Annotated in this window: 15 protein-coding genes; 9 read left to right on the top strand and 6 right to left on the bottom strand. The window is 73.4% G+C overall.

The features are described from left to right. Positions 1 to 134 precede the first annotated feature (134 nt). Positions 135 to 779: a TetR/AcrR family transcriptional regulator gene (locus ACFVSN_RS34685; RefSeq protein WP_387957513.1), complete on the top strand. Its 645-nt coding sequence runs from the start codon at positions 135 to 137 to the stop codon at positions 777 to 779. A 76-nt stretch (positions 780 to 855) separates the two neighbouring features. Here the strand turns inward: ACFVSN_RS34685 and ACFVSN_RS34680 are convergent, their stop codons facing one another. The 3 genes from ACFVSN_RS34680 to ACFVSN_RS34670 all read right to left on the bottom strand — a co-directional run bounded on the left by ACFVSN_RS34680 (position 856) and on the right by ACFVSN_RS34670 (position 3,768). Then, positions 856 to 2,541, bottom strand: coding sequence for a methylmalonyl-CoA mutase (locus ACFVSN_RS34680; protein ID WP_387957469.1), 1,686 nt, complete (start codon positions 2,539 to 2,541; stop codon positions 856 to 858). 259 nt (positions 2,542 to 2,800) lie between these two features. Beyond that, the gene (locus tag ACFVSN_RS34675; RefSeq protein ID WP_329927945.1) at positions 2,801 to 3,142 is read right to left on the bottom strand and encodes a DUF3817 domain-containing protein; all 342 of its coding nucleotides are present in this window, start codon (positions 3,140 to 3,142) and stop codon (positions 2,801 to 2,803) included. 77 nt (positions 3,143 to 3,219) lie between these two features. Beyond that, positions 3,220 to 3,768, bottom strand: a complete 549-nt coding sequence (locus ACFVSN_RS34670; RefSeq protein WP_380440165.1) for a MarR family winged helix-turn-helix transcriptional regulator — start codon at positions 3,766 to 3,768, stop codon at positions 3,220 to 3,222. A gap of 497 nt (positions 3,769 to 4,265) precedes the next feature. Between ACFVSN_RS34670 and ACFVSN_RS34665 the strand changes: the two genes are divergently transcribed. Further along, positions 4,266 to 5,903, top strand: a complete 1,638-nt coding sequence (locus ACFVSN_RS34665) for a M4 family metallopeptidase (RefSeq protein WP_387957466.1) — start codon at positions 4,266 to 4,268, stop codon at positions 5,901 to 5,903. 216 nt (positions 5,904 to 6,119) lie between these two features. On the opposite strand, the gene ACFVSN_RS34660 is transcribed toward ACFVSN_RS34665, so the two are convergent. Next, positions 6,120 to 6,431: a DUF3817 domain-containing protein gene (locus ACFVSN_RS34660; protein WP_380496789.1), complete on the bottom strand. Its 312-nt coding sequence runs from the start codon at positions 6,429 to 6,431 to the stop codon at positions 6,120 to 6,122. A 249-nt stretch (positions 6,432 to 6,680) separates the two neighbouring features. Here ACFVSN_RS34660 and ACFVSN_RS34655 point away from each other — a divergent pair, with 249 nt between their 5' ends. From ACFVSN_RS34655 to ACFVSN_RS34635, 5 genes are all read left to right on the top strand, one after another. Beyond that, positions 6,681 to 7,475, top strand: a complete 795-nt coding sequence (locus ACFVSN_RS34655) for a DUF2127 domain-containing protein (protein ID WP_380496788.1) — start codon at positions 6,681 to 6,683, stop codon at positions 7,473 to 7,475. Between the two features lie 58 nt (positions 7,476 to 7,533). After that, positions 7,534 to 8,172 (top strand): AIM24 family protein, encoded by a 639-nt coding sequence (locus tag ACFVSN_RS34650; RefSeq protein WP_359969407.1) that lies wholly within the window; start codon positions 7,534 to 7,536, stop codon positions 8,170 to 8,172. Continuing rightward, positions 8,172 to 8,822 carry an AIM24 family protein gene (locus tag ACFVSN_RS34645; RefSeq protein ID WP_380440157.1) on the top strand — a complete coding sequence of 217 codons (651 nt, stop codon included), beginning with the start codon at positions 8,172 to 8,174 and terminating at the stop codon, positions 8,820 to 8,822. The genes ACFVSN_RS34650 and ACFVSN_RS34645 overlap by 1 nt, the downstream gene beginning before the upstream one ends. 134 nt (positions 8,823 to 8,956) lie before the next feature. Further along, positions 8,957 to 9,691: an AIM24 family protein gene (locus ACFVSN_RS34640; protein WP_380440191.1), complete on the top strand. Its 735-nt coding sequence runs from the start codon at positions 8,957 to 8,959 to the stop codon at positions 9,689 to 9,691. Positions 9,692 to 9,756: 65 nt separating this feature from the next. Next, positions 9,757 to 10,272, top strand: coding sequence for a MarR family winged helix-turn-helix transcriptional regulator (locus ACFVSN_RS34635; RefSeq protein ID WP_380440155.1), 516 nt, complete (start codon positions 9,757 to 9,759; stop codon positions 10,270 to 10,272). Positions 10,273 to 10,338: 66 nt separating this feature from the next. On the opposite strand, the gene meaB is transcribed toward ACFVSN_RS34635, so the two are convergent. Further along, positions 10,339 to 11,298 carry a methylmalonyl Co-A mutase-associated GTPase MeaB gene (gene meaB, locus ACFVSN_RS34630; RefSeq protein WP_387957464.1) on the bottom strand — a complete coding sequence of 320 codons (960 nt, stop codon included), beginning with the start codon at positions 11,296 to 11,298 and terminating at the stop codon, positions 10,339 to 10,341. Between the two features lie 77 nt (positions 11,299 to 11,375). Continuing rightward, positions 11,376 to 12,584 (bottom strand): acetyl-CoA C-acetyltransferase, encoded by a 1,209-nt coding sequence (locus ACFVSN_RS34625; protein WP_380440151.1) that lies wholly within the window; start codon positions 12,582 to 12,584, stop codon positions 11,376 to 11,378. 248 nt (positions 12,585 to 12,832) lie between these two features. Here ACFVSN_RS34625 and mce point away from each other — a divergent pair, with 248 nt between their 5' ends. Next, the gene (gene mce, locus ACFVSN_RS34620) at positions 12,833 to 13,276 is read left to right on the top strand and encodes a methylmalonyl-CoA epimerase (RefSeq protein ID WP_329928148.1); all 444 of its coding nucleotides are present in this window, start codon (positions 12,833 to 12,835) and stop codon (positions 13,274 to 13,276) included. Between the two features lie 563 nt (positions 13,277 to 13,839). After that, positions 13,840 to 18,651, top strand: a complete 4,812-nt coding sequence (locus ACFVSN_RS34615) for a hypothetical protein (protein WP_387957462.1) — start codon at positions 13,840 to 13,842, stop codon at positions 18,649 to 18,651. Positions 18,652 to 18,694: the final 43 nt, after the last annotated feature.

Here is an 18,694-nt window from a genome sequence, read left to right as displayed (position 1 = left end):
TCCGAAGTGCCGGACAGTCGCTACCGTTACCAGCCCCACCCAAGTTACTAACCAGTAGAGTGCAAGGAGGCCCGGTGCCGGCCGCCCAGCCCCCCGTGAGCCAGCCGACCGCCGCGAACCCGTCCGCCACGGCGCTGCCGGCGGCCCCGGGCACCCCGGCGGAGGCCGTCACGGTCCGGGCCAAGGGGCGCCCGCGCAGCGCCGCCGCCGACCTCGCAATCCTCGACGCCACCCGCGAGACGCTCGCCGAACTCGGCTGGGGCGGGCTCACCATGGGCCACGTCGCCACCCGTGCCAAGGTCGCCAAGACCACCCTCTACCGCCGCTGGCCGTCGAAGAACGAGCTCGTCGTGGACGCCGTCGCCAGTCTCTTCGACGAGCTCGTGATGCCCGACCTCGGCAGCCTGCGGGCCGACATCGAGGCCGTGGTGGCCCAGTTCGCGGACCTGCTGGCCCGGCCCGAGACCCAGGCCGCGCTGCTCGCCCTGTTCGCCGAGGGCACCCGCGACCGGCAGCTGCGCCGGCGGATCCGGGAGGCCATCGTCGACCCGCAGAAGCGGCTGGTCCGCCAGGGCCGGGCGGCCGCCCAGGCGCGCGGCGAACTCGCCCCGGACACCGACCCGTCGGCGGCCGGCGAGGAGATCGACATCATCTTCGACACCATCGCGGGGACGGTCGAGCACCGCGTCCTGGTCAGCGGGGAGCCGATCACCCCGGAGTGGACCCGCCGCTTCACCAGCCTCCTGCTGGGCCCCTTCCCGAGCCTCGCCACCCCCTGACGCGGGGCATGCCGGAGCCGTCCCGCGCCCATGGCGTGCGGGACGGCTCCGGGAAGAGAACCGGCCGGAGGACCTGTCAGAAGGCCGCCGTCTCCTGGTAGGTGCCCCACTCCTGGCGCAGCACGTTGCAGATCTCGCCCAGCGTCGCCTCGGCGCGGACCGCGTCCAGCATCGGCGGGATCATCGACTCGCCGGAGCGCGCCGCCGCGAGCATGGCGTCCAGCCCGGCCCGCACCGCCGCCTCGTCCCGGGCCGCCTTGCGCTCGGCGAGGACGCGCACCTGCTCGCGCTCGACCTCGTGGCTGACCCGCAGGATCTCCAGCTCCGGGGTGACGCTGCGCGGGTGGCAGTTGACGCCGACCACGCGCTTGTCGCCCTTCTCCACGCCCTGCTGGTACTGGAAGGCGGCCTCGGCGATCTCGCCGGTGAACCAGCCCTCCTCGATCCCGCGCAGGATGCCGGCCGTGATCGGGCCGATCTCGTGGTCCTCGCGGCCCTTGTCGAGGATCCGCTGGAAGATCGCCTCGGCCTGCTGCTCGATCCGGTCGGTCAGCGCCTCGACGTACCACGAACCGCCCAGCGGGTCGGCCACGTTGGCGACGCCGGTCTCCTCCACCAGCACCTGCTGCGTGCGCAGGGCGATCTCGGCGGCCTGCTCGGAGGGCAGCGCCAGGGTCTCGTCCAGGGCGTTGGTGTGCAGCGAGTTGGTGCCGCCGAGCACCGCGGACAGCGCCTCGACGGCGGTGCGGACCACGTTGTTGTACGGCTGCTGCGCGGTGAGCGAGACGCCGGCGGTCTGGGTGTGGAAGCGCAGCCACTGCGCCTTGTCGGTCTTCGCGCCGAAGCGGTCGCGCATCCAGCGGGCCCAGATCCGGCGCGCGGCACGGAACTTGGCGATCTCCTCGAAGAAGTCGAGGTGCGCGTCGAAGAAGAACGACAGGCCCGGCGCGAACACGTCGACGTCCAGGCCGCGGGACAGGCCCAGCTCGACGTACGCGAAGCCGTCGGCGAGGGTGTACGCCAGCTCCTGCGCGGCCGTCGCCCCGGCCTCGCGGATGTGGTAGCCGGAGACGGACAGCGGCTTGTACGCGGGGATGCCCTTCGCGCAGTACGCCATCAGGTCGCCGATCAGGCGCAGGTGCGGCTCGGGGGCGAAGAGCCACTCCTTCTGGGCGATGTACTCCTTGAAGATGTCCGTCTGCAGGGTGCCGTTGAGCACCGCCGGGTCGACGCCCTGGCGCTCGGCGGCGACGAGGTACATGCAGAAGATCGGGACGGCCGGGCCGCTGATGGTCATCGAGGTGGTGACCTCGCCGAGCGGGATGCCGGCGAACAGCACCTCCATGTCGGCGGCCGAGTCGATGGCCACGCCGCAGTGGCCGACCTCGCCGAGCGACTTGGCGTCGTCGGAGTCGTAGCCCATGAGGGTCGGCATGTCGAAGGCGACCGAGAGGCCGCCGCCGCCCGCCTCCAGGATCATCCGGTAGCGCTCGTTGGTCTGCTGCGCGTTGCCGAAGCCGGCGAACTGGCGGATGGTCCAGGTGCGCCCGCGGTAGCCGGTGGCGTGCAGCCCGCGGGTGAACGGGTACTCCCCCGGCCAGCCGATCCGCTCGAAGCCCTCGTACGGCTGCCCGGCCGGCGGGCCGTAGGCCGGCGCGACCTCGTCGCCGGAGAGGGTGGTGAAGTCCGCGTCGCGCTTGCGGGCCGCGTCGTACCGCTGCTGCCAGCGCAGGCGTCCGCGCTCGATCTCCTCGGCGTCCATGGGCCGAACTCCGCTCCGTACGGCCGCCACGGCACCGGGGCGGCACAGCTATTAGGACGTCCTACTAATTTACTCGGACGTCCTACTACTTGTCGATGGACGAACCGGGGCAAGCGGGTGGACATCGCGGAGATCCCCCGGGAACGGGAGGTCTCCCCGGGAACAGGGGGCCTCCCCGGGAACGACGGAGGGCCCTCCTCCCCGCACCGGGGAGGAGGGCCCTCGAAGGTTCCGTCGTCGCTGCGCGCCGCGTCCGCGCTCAGACACCGGCCGGCTGGCGGGCGTCCGACCCGGCCGGGAGGCTCGCGGCGGCCTCGCGGGCCACCCGGCGCTCGAAGACGAAGGAGAGGAACGGGATGCAGCCGGCCGCCAGGGTCAGCACCAGCCGGCCGAGCGGCCACTTCAGCTTCTGGCCCAGCAGGAAGGTCACCACGAAGTAGCCGATGTACAGGTAGCCGTGCAGCATCGCGACGTACGTCGTCACGTCCTCGCCGGTCTGGAACCCGTACTTCGCGACCATGAAGCCGCAGAACACCAGCAGCGCCACACCGGTCGCGACGGCCAGGGCCCGGTACCAGCCCAGCAGGGGGGTCGCCTTCATCTTCTACATCGCCTCGTTCGGCTGGATCGGCCGGTACGTCCGGATCTGCGCACCGCTCCGAACGAGGGTAGCCGTCCTCACGGCCGCGCCGGCGCAGGCCCCTCGTCGGCTTCGTCACCCTCGTCGGTGAAGTCCCCGGCGGCGACCCGCAGCGGCCGGAGCAGGTCGAACACCTGCCGGCACTGTCCCGCGTCGTACTCCTCCAGCCCGAACTCCATCGCCATGAGCTCCCGCGTGGCCTCCTCGACCACCTCGCGGCCGCGCGCGGTGATCGAGGCGAGCACCCCGCGGCCGTCCAGCGGGTTGGGGCGGCGGGCGACCAGGCCGGCCCGCTCCAGCCGGTCGACGGTGTTGGTGACGCTGGTCGGGTGGACCATGAGCCGCTCGCCGATCTTGGAGAGGGACAGCTCGCCGGTCCGGCTGAAGGTGAGCAGCACCAGCGCCTCGTAACGGGCGAAGGTCAGCCCGTACGGCTTGAGCACCGCGTCGACCCGGGAGAGCAGGATCTGGTGGGCGCGCATGATCGAGGTGATCGCCGCCATCGAGGGGGCACCGCCCCAGCGGCGGGTCCAGAGCTCGTCGGCGCGGGCGATCGGGTCGAAGTCGAGTGCGAGGGGCTTGGCCACCTCCTTACCGTACCGGCGGAACGGACGTGTGCTACCAGCCGTCCTGATGCTGGACAAGCGACGGTGCGTGGCGGGATCCCGCCAATCGGGCGGGCAGGTCCATACCTGGACATTGCGGCGGTGTGTCGGCCCGCCAACGCACGGTCACGACACGGCCGCTGACGCCGAATCAGCGGTTCACCCCGCTATCAGGCCTCGGTTCGGGCGGTAACCCGCTGAAAGACGGGGTGATTCGCCGGTTTTGTCGGCCCGTTCACAATGCTTCGCCCTGGCGGGACTTGGCCAATTCATGAACCAGACCTGTCATTTCGTTTGCTCGATTGTCATGCTTTCGGCCAACCCCGTTCAGCGGCCACCACCCCCACCCATCGGTGCGCCGCCGTCCGCCGCACGGGGTTGCCCAGCACGTCAGCGCCCGTTCCGCCCCCAAGGTGCCGACCCCGGCCCCCGGGACGCGGCGTGACCGCGCACCCGCGGTTTCCCGGAAGGACTCGCACGTGAAGCGAAAGCTCGCAGCCGTCGCCGTACTCTCCGCCACCGCCCTCCTGACCGGCGTCGTCCAGGTGGGCACCGCCGCCGTGGCGACCCCCGCGCCCGCGCTCCAGGCGCAGGCCGCGCAGCAGTACGCCGCCGCGCTCGCGCTGGCCGGCGGCCAGGCCGGGCCGCTCGGGAAGGCCCTGGCGCTCGGCGGCCAGGAGCAACTCGTCGCCAAGGACGCGGTGGTGGACGCCGACGGCACCCGCCACCTGCGCTTCGAGCGCACCTTCGCCGGACTGCCCGTGCTCGGCGGCGACCTGGTGGTCCACCAGAGCGCCGGCGGCGCCGTCGAGTCGGTCGACAAGGCGATAGCCGCCCCGATCGCGGTGCCCAGCCTGACCCCGGAGATCCCCGCCGACCAGGCCGCCGCGCAGGCGACCGGCGCCGTGCAGTCCACCGTCGGCGTCACCGCCGACAAGGACGAGTCCCCGCTGACGGCCGTCCACCGGACCGGCAAGCCCGAGCTGGTGATCTGGGCCTCCGACGGCAACCCGCGCCTGGCGTACCGGACCACCGTCGAGGGCGAGCGCGCCGACGGCACCCCGAGCAGCCAGCTGCTGGTCACCGACGCGGCCTCCGGCGAGGTGCTGTCCACCCACGAGCAGGTACAGACCGCCGCCGGCACCGGCACCGGCGTCTTCGTCGGCAAGGTCCCGCTCACCACGACCCAGACCACCGGCGGCTACTCGCTGAAGGACGCCGGCCGCGGCGGGCAGTCCACCGTCAACATGAAGAACCGGACCTCGGGTTCGGGCACCCTCTACGCCAAGTCGACCAACACCTGGGGCAACGGCAGCGCCGGCAACGGCGAGTCCGCCGCCGTGGACGCCCAGTACGGCGCGGCGGCCACCTGGGACTTCTACAAGAACACCTTCGGCCGCAGCGGCATCAAGAACAACGGCGTCGGCGCGACCAGCCGGGTCCACTACGGCAGCAACTACGTCAACGCCTTCTGGAGCGACACCTGCTTCTGCATGTCCTACGGCGACGGCGCGAGCAACACCCACCCACTCACCGAGATCGACGTGGCCGGCCACGAGATGACCCACGGCGTCACCTCCGCCACCGCGGGCCTCAACTACTCCGGTGAGTCCGGCGGCCTCAACGAGGCCACCTCCGACATCCTCGGCACGATGGTCGAGTTCTACGCCAACCTGCCCTCCAACCCGCCGAACTACTGGATCGGCGAGCTGATCAACCTCAACGGCGACGGCACCCCGTTGCGCTACATGGACCAGCCCAGCAAGGACGGCTCCTCGGCCGACTCCTGGTCGTCGGGCGTCGGCAACCTGGACGTCCACTACTCGTCCGGCGTCGCGAACCACTTCTTCTACCTGCTGTCCGAGGGCAGCGGCGCGAAGAGCATCAACGGCTTCAGCTACAACAGCCCGACGTCCAACGGCTCGACGGTCACCGGCATCGGCCGGGACAAGGCGGCGCAGATCTGGTACCGCGCGCTGACCGTCTACTTCACGTCCACCACCAACTACGCGAGCGCCCGCACCGGCACCCTCAAGGCGGCGGCGGACCTGTACGGCGCCACCAGCGCCGAGTACAAGGCCGTCGCGGCCGCGTGGAGCGGCGTCAACGTCAACTGACCCACGGCGCCCCGACGAACGGCACAGGGCCCTGCGGACGTCCGAACGTCCGCAGGGCCTCTTCTTGGCCAATCCCCCGAGGCGCTCTGTTCTTCCCGGCCGCGACTTGTCATGCTTCTGTCGGAGCCACCCCCGGAAACGGCGACAGGCTGTCGCGGCCCTTGGGAGAGGAGGCCGCGACAGCCTGTCGACCGGCTGCGCGTGGGACGGAGGGCGTCAGGCGGCGGCCGGCTGCAGCTCCCCGCGCTCCTCCTTGCCGAGCATCCGCTCGGCGAAGAAGCCGCCGGTCGGCAGCACCGCGAGGACGAACAGCAGGACGCCGCGCTTGGCGTCCCACTTCTGCGCCTGCCACGCCTGGATCCAGAAGACCACGTACAGGATGAACAGGATCCCGTGGACCATCCCCATCACCGGGACGGCGTCGAAGCTGGTGGTCCGCTTCAGCACCGAGCAGATCAGCAGCAGGATGAACGAGACCCCTTCGGGGCCGGAGACCAGGCGCAGGCGGTGGACGGCGCTGCTGTTCACGATGGATACCTCGATGCGGGGGTCGGAGATCGCTTGTGAACCCGCTCACAAGCCTCCGGCCATTATCACCGAGCACACGTCCGAACCGGCCGCCGGGGTGCCCGGCAGCACGCCAGGGGTGCCCGATGTCACAACCGGGCCCCAGAACCGCGCCGCGCCGGGCGCCGCGCCGCCCGCTGCCCCTATCCTGCTGCCCGCGCGCCCGGCGAACCGGGCGCCGTACGCAACGCACGACGGGGGTAGCCACCGATGTTCAAGCGGGACTGGGACCGAAGGACCTGCGCCAAGCGCGGGCACGTGACCTACGCGCCGGCCGAGCCCGAGCTCGCCGCCCGGCTGCACGCCGCGACCGCGCTCGGCGACGCCTGGCGCTGCCTGCGCTGCGGGGACTTCGCCCTCGGCGCCCCGCACGGCTCCGGCCCCGCCGGGAACGCCCCCCTGGTGCCGCGCGGCAAGGCCCTGCGCGACATCTTCATCCTGCGCTTCCTGGCCGTCGAACGGATCCTGCGCGGCGTGCTGATCCTCATCGTCGCGTTCGGCGTCTGGAAGTTCTCCAACAGCCAGGACGCCGTGCACCGGGTCTTCGACCAGGACCTGACGGTCTTCAAGCCGGTCACCGACCACTTCAACTGGGACATCGAGCACTCCCCGATCGTCGACACGATCCGCAAGACCTTCGACTACAAGAAGAGCACCCTGGTGATCGTCGCCGGTGCGCTGGTCGCCTACGCGCTGATCGAGATCGTCGAGGCCTTCGGCCTGTGGCTGGGCAAGCGCTGGGCCGAGTACCTGACCGTCATCGCGACCGCCGCCTTCCTCCCGCTGGAGGGCTACGAGCTGCACGAGAAGACGAGCGTGCTGAAGATCTGCACGCTGCTGCTCAACATCGCCGCGGTGGTCTGGATCATGCTCTCCAAGCGGCTGTTCGGCCTGCGCGGCGGCGTGGTCGCCTTCGAGGCGGAGCGCCACTCGGCCTCGCTGCTGGAGGTCGAGGAGTCGGCCGGCACGGTGCCGCCGTCCCGGGGCGCGCACGCCCGCACGTAAGCCGGACACGCCCCGGGCCCCCTCCCACTGCCACGGCCGCTCCGGTTACATTGCGGCCGTGGCACAGTTCAGACTCCAGGGGTCCCGGGTGCTCGCCGTCGAGCTGGCGGGCGACGCCGTGAAGGCCAGGAACGGCTCGATGGTCGCCTACACCGGGCAGATGGCCTTCAAGAAGCTCACCGGCGGCGGTGACGGCCTGCGCGGCATGGTCGCCAGACGGCTGACCGGCGAACAGATGGAAGTGATGGAGGTCAAGGGGCAGGGCACCTGCTACTTCGCCGACCGGGCCACCGAGATCAACTTGGTCCGGCTGACCGGCGAGGTGCTGTACGTCGAGGCGGACAACCTGCTCTGCACCGAGGCCGCCCTGCGCACCGGCACCACCTTCACCGGGCTGAACGGGGTCTCCTCCGGCAACGGCCTGTTCACCACCAAGGTGGAGGGCCACGGCTGGGCCGCCGTCACCTCGAACGGCCCCGCCGTCGTCCTGCGGGTCGGCAAGGACATGCCGCTGCGGGTGGACCCGGGCGCGTACGTCGCGCACACCGGCAGCCTGCACCGCAGCCTCAAGTCCGGCGCGGGGTGGACGACGGCGATCGGCGAGGGCGGCGGCGAGGCCGTCCAGGTGGAGTTCACCGGCGAGGGCCTGGTGTACGTCCAGCCCTCCGAGAAGCACACCCTCGGAGGTGATGTCTGATGGCCTTCCGGCAGCTCAACGGCAAGCTGGTCGAGGCCCGGGTGCTGCCCGGACAGCGGCTGTTCAGCCAGCGCGGCGCGATGATCGCGTACACCGGGGACGTCCGCTTCACGCCGGACATCACCGGCGGGCAGGGCGGCGTGCTGTCGATGATCGGCCGCCGCGTGGCGAACGAGGACACCCCGCTGATGACCGTCGAGGGCCAGGGCACCGTCATGTTCGGCCACGGCGGCCACCACGTGCACGTGATCGACCTGACCGGGGACACCCTGTTCGTCGAGGCGGACCGGCTGCTGGCCTTCGAGGGCTCGCTGCGCCAGTCCACCGCGTTCCTCGGCGCGCAGGGCGGGGTGATGGGCGTCGTCCGCGGCCAGGCCACCGGCCAGGGGCTGTTCACCACCCGGCTGGACGGGCACGGCGCGGTCGCGGTGATGGCGCACGGCGGCGTCTTCGAGCTGCCGATCGTCCCCGGGCAGCCGGTGCACGTCGACCCGCAGGCCTACGTCGCCCACCGCGGCGAGGTGCGCAACCGGCTGTCCACCGCGCTGGGGTGGCGCGAGTTCATCGGCCGCGGCTCCGGCGAGGCGTTCCAGCTGGAGCTGGACGGGCACGGCGCGGTGTACGTCCAGGCGAGCGAGGAGAAGCTCTGATGACCCACCCGCCCCAGCCGCCGTACGGCCCGCCCTCGTTCGGGCAGCCGGCGTACGGCCGGCCCGAGTACGGCCAGCCCGAGTACGGGCAGTCGCCCTACGACCAGCCGACGCAGCCGGGCCTCGCGATCCCGATGCCCACCCAGTACGACCTCTCGGTGCCCCTCCCGGAGCCGCGGGACGGCGCCGGCCCGGTGGTCCACGACGCGTACACCCTGCCGGTCGACGACAACGTCAACCCGTACGCGTTCTCGGTCGACCTCAACGGCTCGTACTTCCTGCAGAAGGGCAAGATGATCGCCTACTACGGCGACATCTCCTTCCAGGGCGTCGGCGCCGGCGCGCTCGACCGGATGCTCAGCCTGCACTTCAACTCGCCGCTGCACGCGGCCGATTGGGTCGTCGCCCGGGGCCGCGGCAAGCTGCTGCTGGCGGACCGCGCCTACGACCTCAACTCCTACGACCTGGACGACGGCAACCTGACCGTCCGCTCGGGCAACCTGCTCGCCTTCGACCCCGCGCTGCGGCTCAAGCAGTCGATCGTCCCGGGCTTCCTGACCCTGCTCGGCACCGGCCGGTTCGTCGCCGCGTCCAACGGCCCGGTGCACTTCGTCGACCCGCCGATCCGGGTGGACCCACAGGCGCTGGTCGGCTGGGCGGACTGCCCCGCTCCCTGCCACCACTACGACCACGACTACCTGCACGGCGTGGTCGGCGGCCTGCGGCGGCTGACCGGCATCGGCGGGGTGTCCGGCGAGGAGCACCAGTTCGAGTTCGTCGGCGCCGGCCAGGTGCTGCTGCAGTCCACCGAGCGCGTGGTGGCCGGACGGCCGGTCGGTCTCGTGGGCGCCGAAGGGTCGGTACCCTGAGCCGGACGACGTTTCGCCCCGTAAACTCGTACAAGATTTAACTAAATCGGGGTATGCTGGGCGCCATGGACACGCACCCCGCCGACACCGCGGACGCCCCCGCGTCGCAGCCCGAGGACGAGACGCCCTGGCTGACCGCCCGGGAGCAGCGGATGTGGCGCGCCCATCTGGAGGTCGCCAAGCTGCTGGACTACCAGCTCGGCCGCGAGCTCCAGCCGCACAACCTGGCGATCAACGACTACGAGATCCTGGTCGTCCTCTCCGAGGCGCCCGATCGCCGGATGCGGATGACCGACCTCGCGACGGCCACCCTGCAGTCCAAGAGCCGGCTCTCGCACCAGATCACCCGCATGGAGACGGCCGGCCTGGTGCTCCGCCAGGAGTGTCCGGGCGACCGCCGCGGCCTCTTCGCACACCTCACCGAGGAGGGCTGGGAGACGATGCAGCGCGTCGCCCCGGACCACGTGCGCAGCGTCCGCAGCCACTTCATCGACCGTTTCACCCCGGAGCAGCTGGACGCGATGTACGACGCCCTGGCACCCGTCGCCGAGCACCTGCGCGGCCTGCGCGGCCGCTCGTAGGGCCCGCGCACGGCACGCGGACACGGAGGAGGCCGGACCCCGCGGGGTCCGGCCTCCTCCGTCGTCTCAGGCCTGGGCGGTCAGCCCGGCCACCAGGGCGTCGGCGGCGCCGTACGGGTCCAGGTCGCCCGTGACGACGCGCTCGGCCAGCCCGGCCAGGTGCCGGTCCCCGCGCAGGTCGCCGATCCGGGCGCGCAGCTCGGCCAGCGCGATCGCCTCGATCTCGTCGGCGGCCCGGCGGCGGCGGCGCACCGCCAGCTCGCCGTGCTCCTCCAGCCAGGCGCGGTGCTTCTCCAGCGCCTCGACGACCTCGTCCACGCCCTCGCCGCGCGCGGCGACGGTCTTGACGATCGGCGGGCGCCAGTCGCCGGCCTCGCGGGCCTCGCCGAGGCCGAGCATGTGGTTAAGCTCCCGGGCGGTGGCGTCGGCGCCGTCCCGGTCGGCCTTGTTGACCACGAAGAGGTCGCCGATCTCCAGGATCCCGGCCTTGGCGGCCTGGATCCCGTCGCCCATCCCGGGGGCGAGCAGCACGACGGTGGTGTCGGCCTGCGCGGCGACCTCCACCTCGGACTGGCCGACGCCGACGGTCTCCACCAGGATCACGTCGCAGCCGGCCGCGTCCAGCACCCGCAGGGCCTGCGGGGCGGCCCAGGACAGGCCGCCGAGGTGGCCGCGGGTGGCCATCGAGCGGATGAAGACCTCCGGGTCGGTGGCGTGCTCCTGCATCCGGACCCGGTCGCCGAGCAGCGCGCCGCCGGAGAACGGCGAGGACGGGTCGACGGCCAGCACCCCGACCCGCTTGCCGAGCCGCCGGTAGGCGGAGACCAGCGCCGAGGTGGAGGTGGACTTGCCCACGCCGGGGGAGCCGGTGAGGCCCACGGTGTAGGCGCGTCCGGTGTACGGGGCCAGCGCGGCCATGACCTCGCGCAGCTCCGGGGCGGCGTTCTCGACCAGCGTGATGAGCCGGGCGACGGCGCGCGGTCGGCCGTGCCGGGCCTGTTCGACCAGCGTGGCGACATCGATCATCGGGTGCTCCTTGGCGGATGCCGACGGGGCCGCGGACCGCTCGTGGCGGTCCGCAGCCCCGGACAGGTCGAGGTTGATCAGGCCTTCGGGCTGTGATCCTTGGGGACGTGCACGATCAGGGCGTCGCCCTGGCCGCCGCCGCCGCACAGGGCGGCCGCGCCGACGCCGCCGCCGCGCCGCTGGAGCTCCAGGGCCAGGTGCAGCACCACCCGGGCGCCGGACATGCCGATCGGGTGGCCGAGGGCGATCGCGCCGCCGTTGACGTTGACGATGTCCGCGGAGACGCCGAGGTCCTTCATCGACTGGTGGGCGACGGCCGCGAAGGCCTCGTTGATCTCGATCAGGTCGAGGTCGGCGACGGTCAGGCCGTCCTTGGCCAGCGCGTGCTTGATCGCGTTGGACGGCTGGGACTGCAGCGAGTTGTCCGGGCCGGCCACGTTGCCGTGGGCGCCGATCTCGGCGATCCAGGTCAGGCCCAGCTCCTCGGCCTTGGCCTTGCTCATCACGACCACGGCGGCGGCGCCGTCGGAGATCTGCGAGGCGGAGCCGGCGGTGATCGTGCCGTCCTTGGCGAAGGCCGGGCGCAGCTTGCCGAGGCCCTCGGCGGTGGTGTCCGCGCGGATGCCCTCGTCCTGGCCGAACAGGACCGGCTCGCCCTTGCGCTGCGGGATCGGCACCGGGACGATCTCGGCGTCGAAGAGGCCGTCGGCCTGGGCCTTGGCGGCGCGCTGGTGCGAGGCGGCGGCGATCTCGTCCTGGACCTCGCGGCCGATGCCGAGGCGGGTGTTGTGCTTCTCGGTGGACTCGCCCATCGGGATGTTCTCGTAGGCGTCGGTGAGGCCGTCGTACGCCATGGCGTCCAGCACCTCGACCGCGCCGTACTTGTAGCCCTCGCGGGACTTCGGCAGCAGGTGCGGGGCGTTGGTCATCGACTCCTGGCCGCCGGCCACGACGATGTCGAACTCGCCCGCGCGGATCAGCTGGTCGGCCAGGGCGATCGCGTCGAGGCCGGAGAGGCAGACCTTGTTGATGGTCAGCGCCGGGACGTTCATCGGGATGCCGGCCTTGACGGCGGCCTGGCGGGCCGGGATCTGGCCGGCGCCGGCCTGGAGCACCTGGCCCATGATGACGTACTGGACCTGCTCCCCCGTGATCCCGGCCCGCTCCAGCGCGCCCTTGATCGCGAAGCCGCCGAGGTCGGCTCCGGAGAAGCCCTTGAGCGAGCCGAGCAGGCGACCCATGGGGGTCCGCGCACCGGCAACGATCACAGAGGTGGTGTTGGTCATGGGACGAGCCCCTTCGCACGTCGTGGCCAGGTGAGGATGCCGCTCAATGTACTGACCTGTTACCCGCCCGTCACCGGAGCTACGGTGTGATCGAGCGCACTGGCACCGTCCAGTCAACACCGTGTCAACGCGGTCCGGGTGAACCCCGGGCGTGTGAGCAGACTCGCACGTCCGGCGCTGGCGCGCGTTAAGCGCGATGCGCTGCACTGGTGGCCACCCGTTTCGCGACCCGCTCACCGGAGGCCGCCGTGCTGACCCGTATCGACCACATCGGCATCGCCTGCCGAGACCTCGACAAGACGGTCGAGTTCTACCGCGCCACGTACGGCTTCGAGGTGTTCCACAGCGAGGTCAACGAGGAGCAGGGCGTCCGCGAGGCCATGCTCAAGATCAACGACACCGGCGACGGCGGCGCCTCCTACCTCCAGCTGCTGGAGCCCACCCGGCCCGACTCGACCGTCGCCAAGTGGCTGGAGAAGAACGGCGAGGGCGTCCACCACATCGCCTTCGGCACCGCCGACGTCGACGGCGACGCGGAGGCGATCCGGGGCAAGGGCGTCCGGGTCCTGTACGACCAGCCGCGGATCGGCTCGATGGGCTCGCGGATCACGTTCCTGCACCCCAAGGACTGCGGCGGCGTCCTGACCGAGCTGGTCACCTCGGCCGAACCGGCCGCCCACGACGAGCACTGAGAGCCCCGGGATGCCGCTCCCGCCCCGGGCGGCATCCCGCTCCCTCCCCCCACTGACGCCCGGGAGGCGCCGGACGCGCATGCACCTTTCGACGGGGCCCTCGCTCCGCCCGGACCCGGGAACTCGTCAGTAACCTGGCCGGGTACGCCGAAAACCCCCACGCGGCCATTCCCCCGCAGTGCGCTCCCACTACAATGCCCAGGTGCGCGAAGACTCCGGGGGACGGAGGGGACGGGCACGGCCGATGACAGGCCCGTCCGCCCTCCGGCGGCGGCCCGTCGCAGGGGAGTCCACTACGCGGGCACGGCTGAACAGTCGCAAGTCGGATCTGTCACCATTCTCCACAAGGCAAGAGTTCGCCCAGGAGTCCACCCGGACGGGGGAACGCGGCATCACCGCGCTCCCGCACCGAGGGCTCCGACGACCGCGGCGGGCGGCCCCGGCTTGAACGTGGGGGCTCACCGGCCGCGGATGCAAGGACCAGTCGGAGCGGCACCCGGAACCACGGGGGCCTCGCACCGGCCGGGTCGAGGACGCGACCAGGAGATGGATGGGACCGCGGAGTGCGGGGCAACGACCGCTACGAGGCTGACGATCACCTCTCCCAGTTCGAGGCCGAGATGGGTCGGACTCGAAAGGAGCGGGACAAGGCAGTCGAGCACGCCGAGGACCTCGCCTACCAGGTGGAGGTGCTCCGGGCCAAGCTGCACGAATCCCGTCGCATGCTCGCCCAGCCGCGTGCCTTCGACGCCGTCTCCGGCCAGGCCGAGCAGATGCTCAGGACCGCCGAGATGCAGGCCCAGCAGATGCGCGCGGACGCCGAGCGCCAGCTGCGGGACTCCCAGGCCGCGACCCAGCGGATCATGGCCGAGGCCGCCGAGCGCACCGCCCGCCTGGAGGCCGAGCTCACCGCCCGCCGCCGCCAGCTGGAGGACGAGCTCACCGAGCTGCGCCGCAACGCCGAGCAGCACCTGAACGGCTGGGCCGAGCAGACCAGGACCGGCAGCGAGCAGGAGGCCCACCGCCTGCTCCAGGAGGCCCGCGCCGAGGCCGAGCGGATGATGGCCGCCGCCCGCGCCGAGGCCGTCGCCCTCGCCGACCAGGCCCGCGCGCAGACCGCGGCCGACGTGGACGCCGCCCGCGGCGAGGCCCAGGCCGCCGCCGAGGCCGCCCTGCACAGGGCCCAGAACGACGCCGAGCGCCTCCTGCGCGCCGCCTCCGAGCAGGCCCAGCAGGCCGGCGCCCAGGCCGCCGCCGACGTCGACGCCGCCCGCGGCGAGGCCCAGCAGCAGCTGGCCGCCGCGCACGCGGCCGCCGAACAGCAGCTCGCCGCCGCGCAGGGCGAGATCGGCCGGCTCAAGGAGCACGCCGCCGCCGAGCAGGCCCGCGCCGAGCAGCAGCTGTCCCACGCCCAGGCCGAGATAGAGCGGCTGCGCGCCGAGGCGATCGCCGAGGCCGAGCGCACCCGCCGTGAGGCCGCCGAGCTGCGCGACCAGGCCGAGCGGGCCGCCGAGCAGCTCCAGGCCGACGCCGAGGCCGCCGTCGAGCGCCGGGTCGCCGACGGCGACGCCGCCAACGAGCAGCGCTCCCAGACCGCCCGGGCCGAGATCGCCCGCCTGGTCGCCAAGGCCACCAAGGAGTCCGAGGCCATCCGGGCCGAGGCCGAGGCGGTGCGGGCCGAGGCCGAGGCGGTGCGGGCCGAGGCCGCCAACCGGCAGGCCGAGGCGGACGCCGCCAGGGCCGCCGCGGCCGAGGAGAGCGAGCGGCTGCGCGCCACCGCCGAGTCCGTCGCCGCCGAGCTGAAGGCCGAGGCCGAGGCGGCGATCGCCGACCTGCGCGCCCGCACCGAGCGCGACCTCGCCGACCTGCGGGCACAGGCCGAGGCCGACGCGCTGCGCCTGCGCGGCGAGGCCGAGGAGGAGGGCCGCGCGGCGGGCGCCAAGGACGCCACCGTCCACCTCGCCAAGGCCGCCAAGACGGCCGAGGAGGTCCTCGACCGGGCCGACCGGGACGCCGAGGCGGCGCGGAGCGAGGCCGCCGCGGAGGCCGAGCGGATCCGCACCGAGGCCGCCGCCGAGGCCCAGCTCCTGCGCGAGCAGGCCCAGGCCGCCGTCGAGCAGGCCCAGAACGCCGCCCTGGACGACGCCGCCGCGATCCGCGAGCGGATCGAGCAGATGCAGGACGAGGCCGCCCGGCTGCGCGCCGAGGCCGAGGAGCTGCGCGCCCAGGCCGCCGCCGAGGCCGACCGGGTCCGCGGCGAGGCCCGCCGCCAGGCCGTGGTGCAGATCGAGGAGTCGGCGAAGAACGCCGAGGAACTGCTCACCAAGGCCAAGGCCGACGCGGACGAGCTGCGCGCCGGCGCCGCCGCCGAGATCGAGCGGCTGCGCGAGCAGGCCCAGGAGCAGGCCGCCGAGACCCAGGGCCGGGCCGAGCAGACCCTGTCCCGGGCCCGTGCCGAGGCCGGGAAGATCACCGCCGCCGCCGAGCAGCAGGGCCAGGACGCGCTCGCCGCCGCCCGCGCCGCGGCCGCCGAGAACCGCACCGCCGCCGAGCGCGAGACCGCCGAACTCCGGCGTGACGCGGCCGAGTTCGACCAGCGGGTGCGCGCCGAGGCGGGCACCGCCGCAGAGGCCCTGCGGGCCGATGCCGACGCCGCGGCGAAGGCCGTGCGGGACGCCGCGGTGGCCGACGCCGAGCGCGTGCGCACCGAGGCCGACACCGAGGCCGCCCGCACCCGGGGCGAGGCCGAGACGGTCGCCACCGCGCTGCGCGAGGAGAGCCGGCGCGAGCACGAGGAGGCCGCCGCCGGGCTCCAGCGCGAGCGCGAGGAGACCGCGGAGCAGCTGGCCGCCGCCCGGGCCGCGCGTGAGCAGGCCGAGCAGGGCGCCGAGGAGCTGACGAAGCGGACGGCCGCCGAGACCGCCGCCGTCCGCGAGGCCGCCGAGACGTACGCCGACCGCGTCCGCACCGAGGCCGAACAGACCGCCACCGACCTCACCGAGCGCACCGCCGCCGAAACGGCCGCCCAGCGCACTGCCGCCGAGCAGGCCGCGGACGAGCTGACCAGGCGGACGGCCGCCGAGACGGCCGCCGTCCGCGAGGCCGCCGAGACGTACGCCGAGCGCGTCCGCACCGAGGCCGAACAGACCGCCACCGACCTCACCGAGCGCACCGCGGCCGAGACGACCGCCCAGCGCACCGATGCCGAGGCCTACGCCGAGCGCGTCCGCACGGAGGCCGAGCAGGCCGCCGCCGACCTCACCGAGCGCACCGCCGCCGAAACGGTCGCCCAGCGCACCGACGCCGAGGCCTACGCCGAGCGCGTCCGCGCCGAGGCCGAGCAGGCCGCGGACGAGCTCGCCGAGCACACCGCCACCGAGACCGCCGCCCAGCGCGCCGACGCCGAGGAGCTGCTGGAGGCCGCCCGCGTCTCCGCCGAGCAGCGCAAGGCCGAGGCCGCCCAGGCCGCCAAGGAGATCCGCGAGAAGGCCGCCGCCGACCTGGCGCTGGCCGCCGAGCAGGCCGAGACGGTCCGTGCCGAGGCCGGCCGCGAGCTGTCCGACGCCCGCGCCACCGCCGACACCATCCGCGCCGAGGCCGGTGCCGTCCTGGACCGGGCCCGCGCCGACGGCGACGAGCTGGTCGCCGCCGCCAAGGCGGAGTGCGCCGCGCTGGTCGAGGTCGCCGAGGACGAGGCCGCCGAGGTCCGCCAGTCGGTGGCCGGCCTGCACGAGGCCGCCTCCCAGCAGATCGCCGAGCTGACGGCCACCGCCGAGCGCGAGGCCGCCGACGTCCGCGAGCAGGCCGAACAGGCCGCCGCCGACCTGCGCGCCGACGCCGAGCGGGAGACCGCCGAGCAGCGCGAGCTCGCCGACCGGGAAACCTCGGAGCAGCGCGAGCTCGCCGACCGCGAGACCGCCGACCTGCGCGCCCGCACCGAGGCCGAGACGGCCGCCCTGCGCGAGCAGACCGAGCTGGAGCTCGCCGCCGAGCGCGAGGCCGCCGAGGCCGGGATCGCCCGCCGGCACGCCGAGGCCCAGGCCTACGACGAGCAGCTGCGCGCCGAGGCCGACCACGAGCTGCGCACCGCCCAGGAGGCCGCCGACCAGCTGCGCGCCGACGCCGAGGCCCAGGCCGCCCGGACGGTCGCCGCCGCCGAGGAGCACGCGGCCGGCGTGGTCGCCGACGCCGAGGAGCTGGCCGCCGCGCTGCGCTCGGAGGCCGAGGAGTACGCGCTCGCGACCCGCACCCTGGCCGACGAGTACGACTCCGCGACCCACGCCCGCGCCGACGCCTACGACGCGGACACCCGGGAGGCCGCCGAGCAGTTCGACAAGGCCACCCGCGACCAGGCCAAGTCCGTCCTGGAGCGGGCCTTCGCGGACGCCGAGTCGCTCGGCGAGGACGCCCAGACCACCGCGCTGGCCACCACCGCCGCCGCCGAGGAGCAGGCCGACGCGATGGTCGCCGCCGCCCGCAAGGAGGCCGACCGGCTGGTCGCCGCCGGCGAGGCGGCCGGCCAGGGCGAGGTGGAGAAGGGCCGCTCCGACGCCGACGCGCTGCTCGCCGAGGCCCGCCGGGACGCGACCGCGATCCGCGAGCGCGCCGAGGAGCTGCGCGAGCGCACGGACGCCGAGGTCGAGGCGCTGCACGAGCGCGCCCGCAAGGAGAACGCGGCGGCCATGAAGTCGGCCGGCGAGCGCGTCGACGCGCTGGTGACGGCCGCCCAGGAGCAGCTCACCGAGGCCGAGGAGCAGGCGGTCGCCACCGTCGCCGAGGCCGAGGACCGCGCGGCGGCCCTGGTCGCCGCCGCCGAGGAACGGGCCGGGGAGCTCTCCTCGGAGGCGTCCGCCGAGGCGAGCAAGGTCCGGCTGTCGGCGGTCCGCAAGGCCGAGGGCCTGCTCAAGGAGGCGGAGACCAAGCTCTCCACCTCCACCGACCGGGCCGAGGCGCTGATCGAGAAGGCCGAGGCCAAGCTGCGGTCCTCCCAGGAGGAGGCCGAGGAGCGGCTGGAGAAGGCGTCCGCCGAGGCGGAGAAGCGGCTGCAGGCCGCCGACCGCGCGGCGGACGAGCAGGTCGAGCTGGCCAAGGCCGAGGCCGAGCGCCTGCTGGAGGAGGCGCGCGCCGAGGCGGAGCGCGTCACCACCGAGGGCCGGCGCGAGCTCGACGAACTGGTGCGCCGTCGCAAGGACATCAACACCGAGATCTCCAGGGTCCAGGACGTCCTGTCCGCCCTGGAGGCCTTTGAGGCACCGGCACCGGTCGCACAGACCAACGGGGGAAACAGCAAGAAGGACGGGGGTGCCAAGGCCGGTGCCGGAGTTGGCTCCCCCCGGTCGGGTGGCAATCGCTCCAAGAACGCACCACCCGATTGAGCGGACATTGTCCGCGGGACAACGGCATTTCGCCGTCGACACT

It is taken from the genome of Kitasatospora sp. NPDC057904 (genome assembly GCF_042887925.1).
Taxonomy (GTDB): Bacteria; Actinomycetota; Actinomycetes; order Streptomycetales; family Streptomycetaceae; genus Kitasatospora.
The sequence above is the reverse complement of the archived record's forward strand: the minus strand, read 5'-3'. Positions and strand labels throughout refer to the sequence as shown.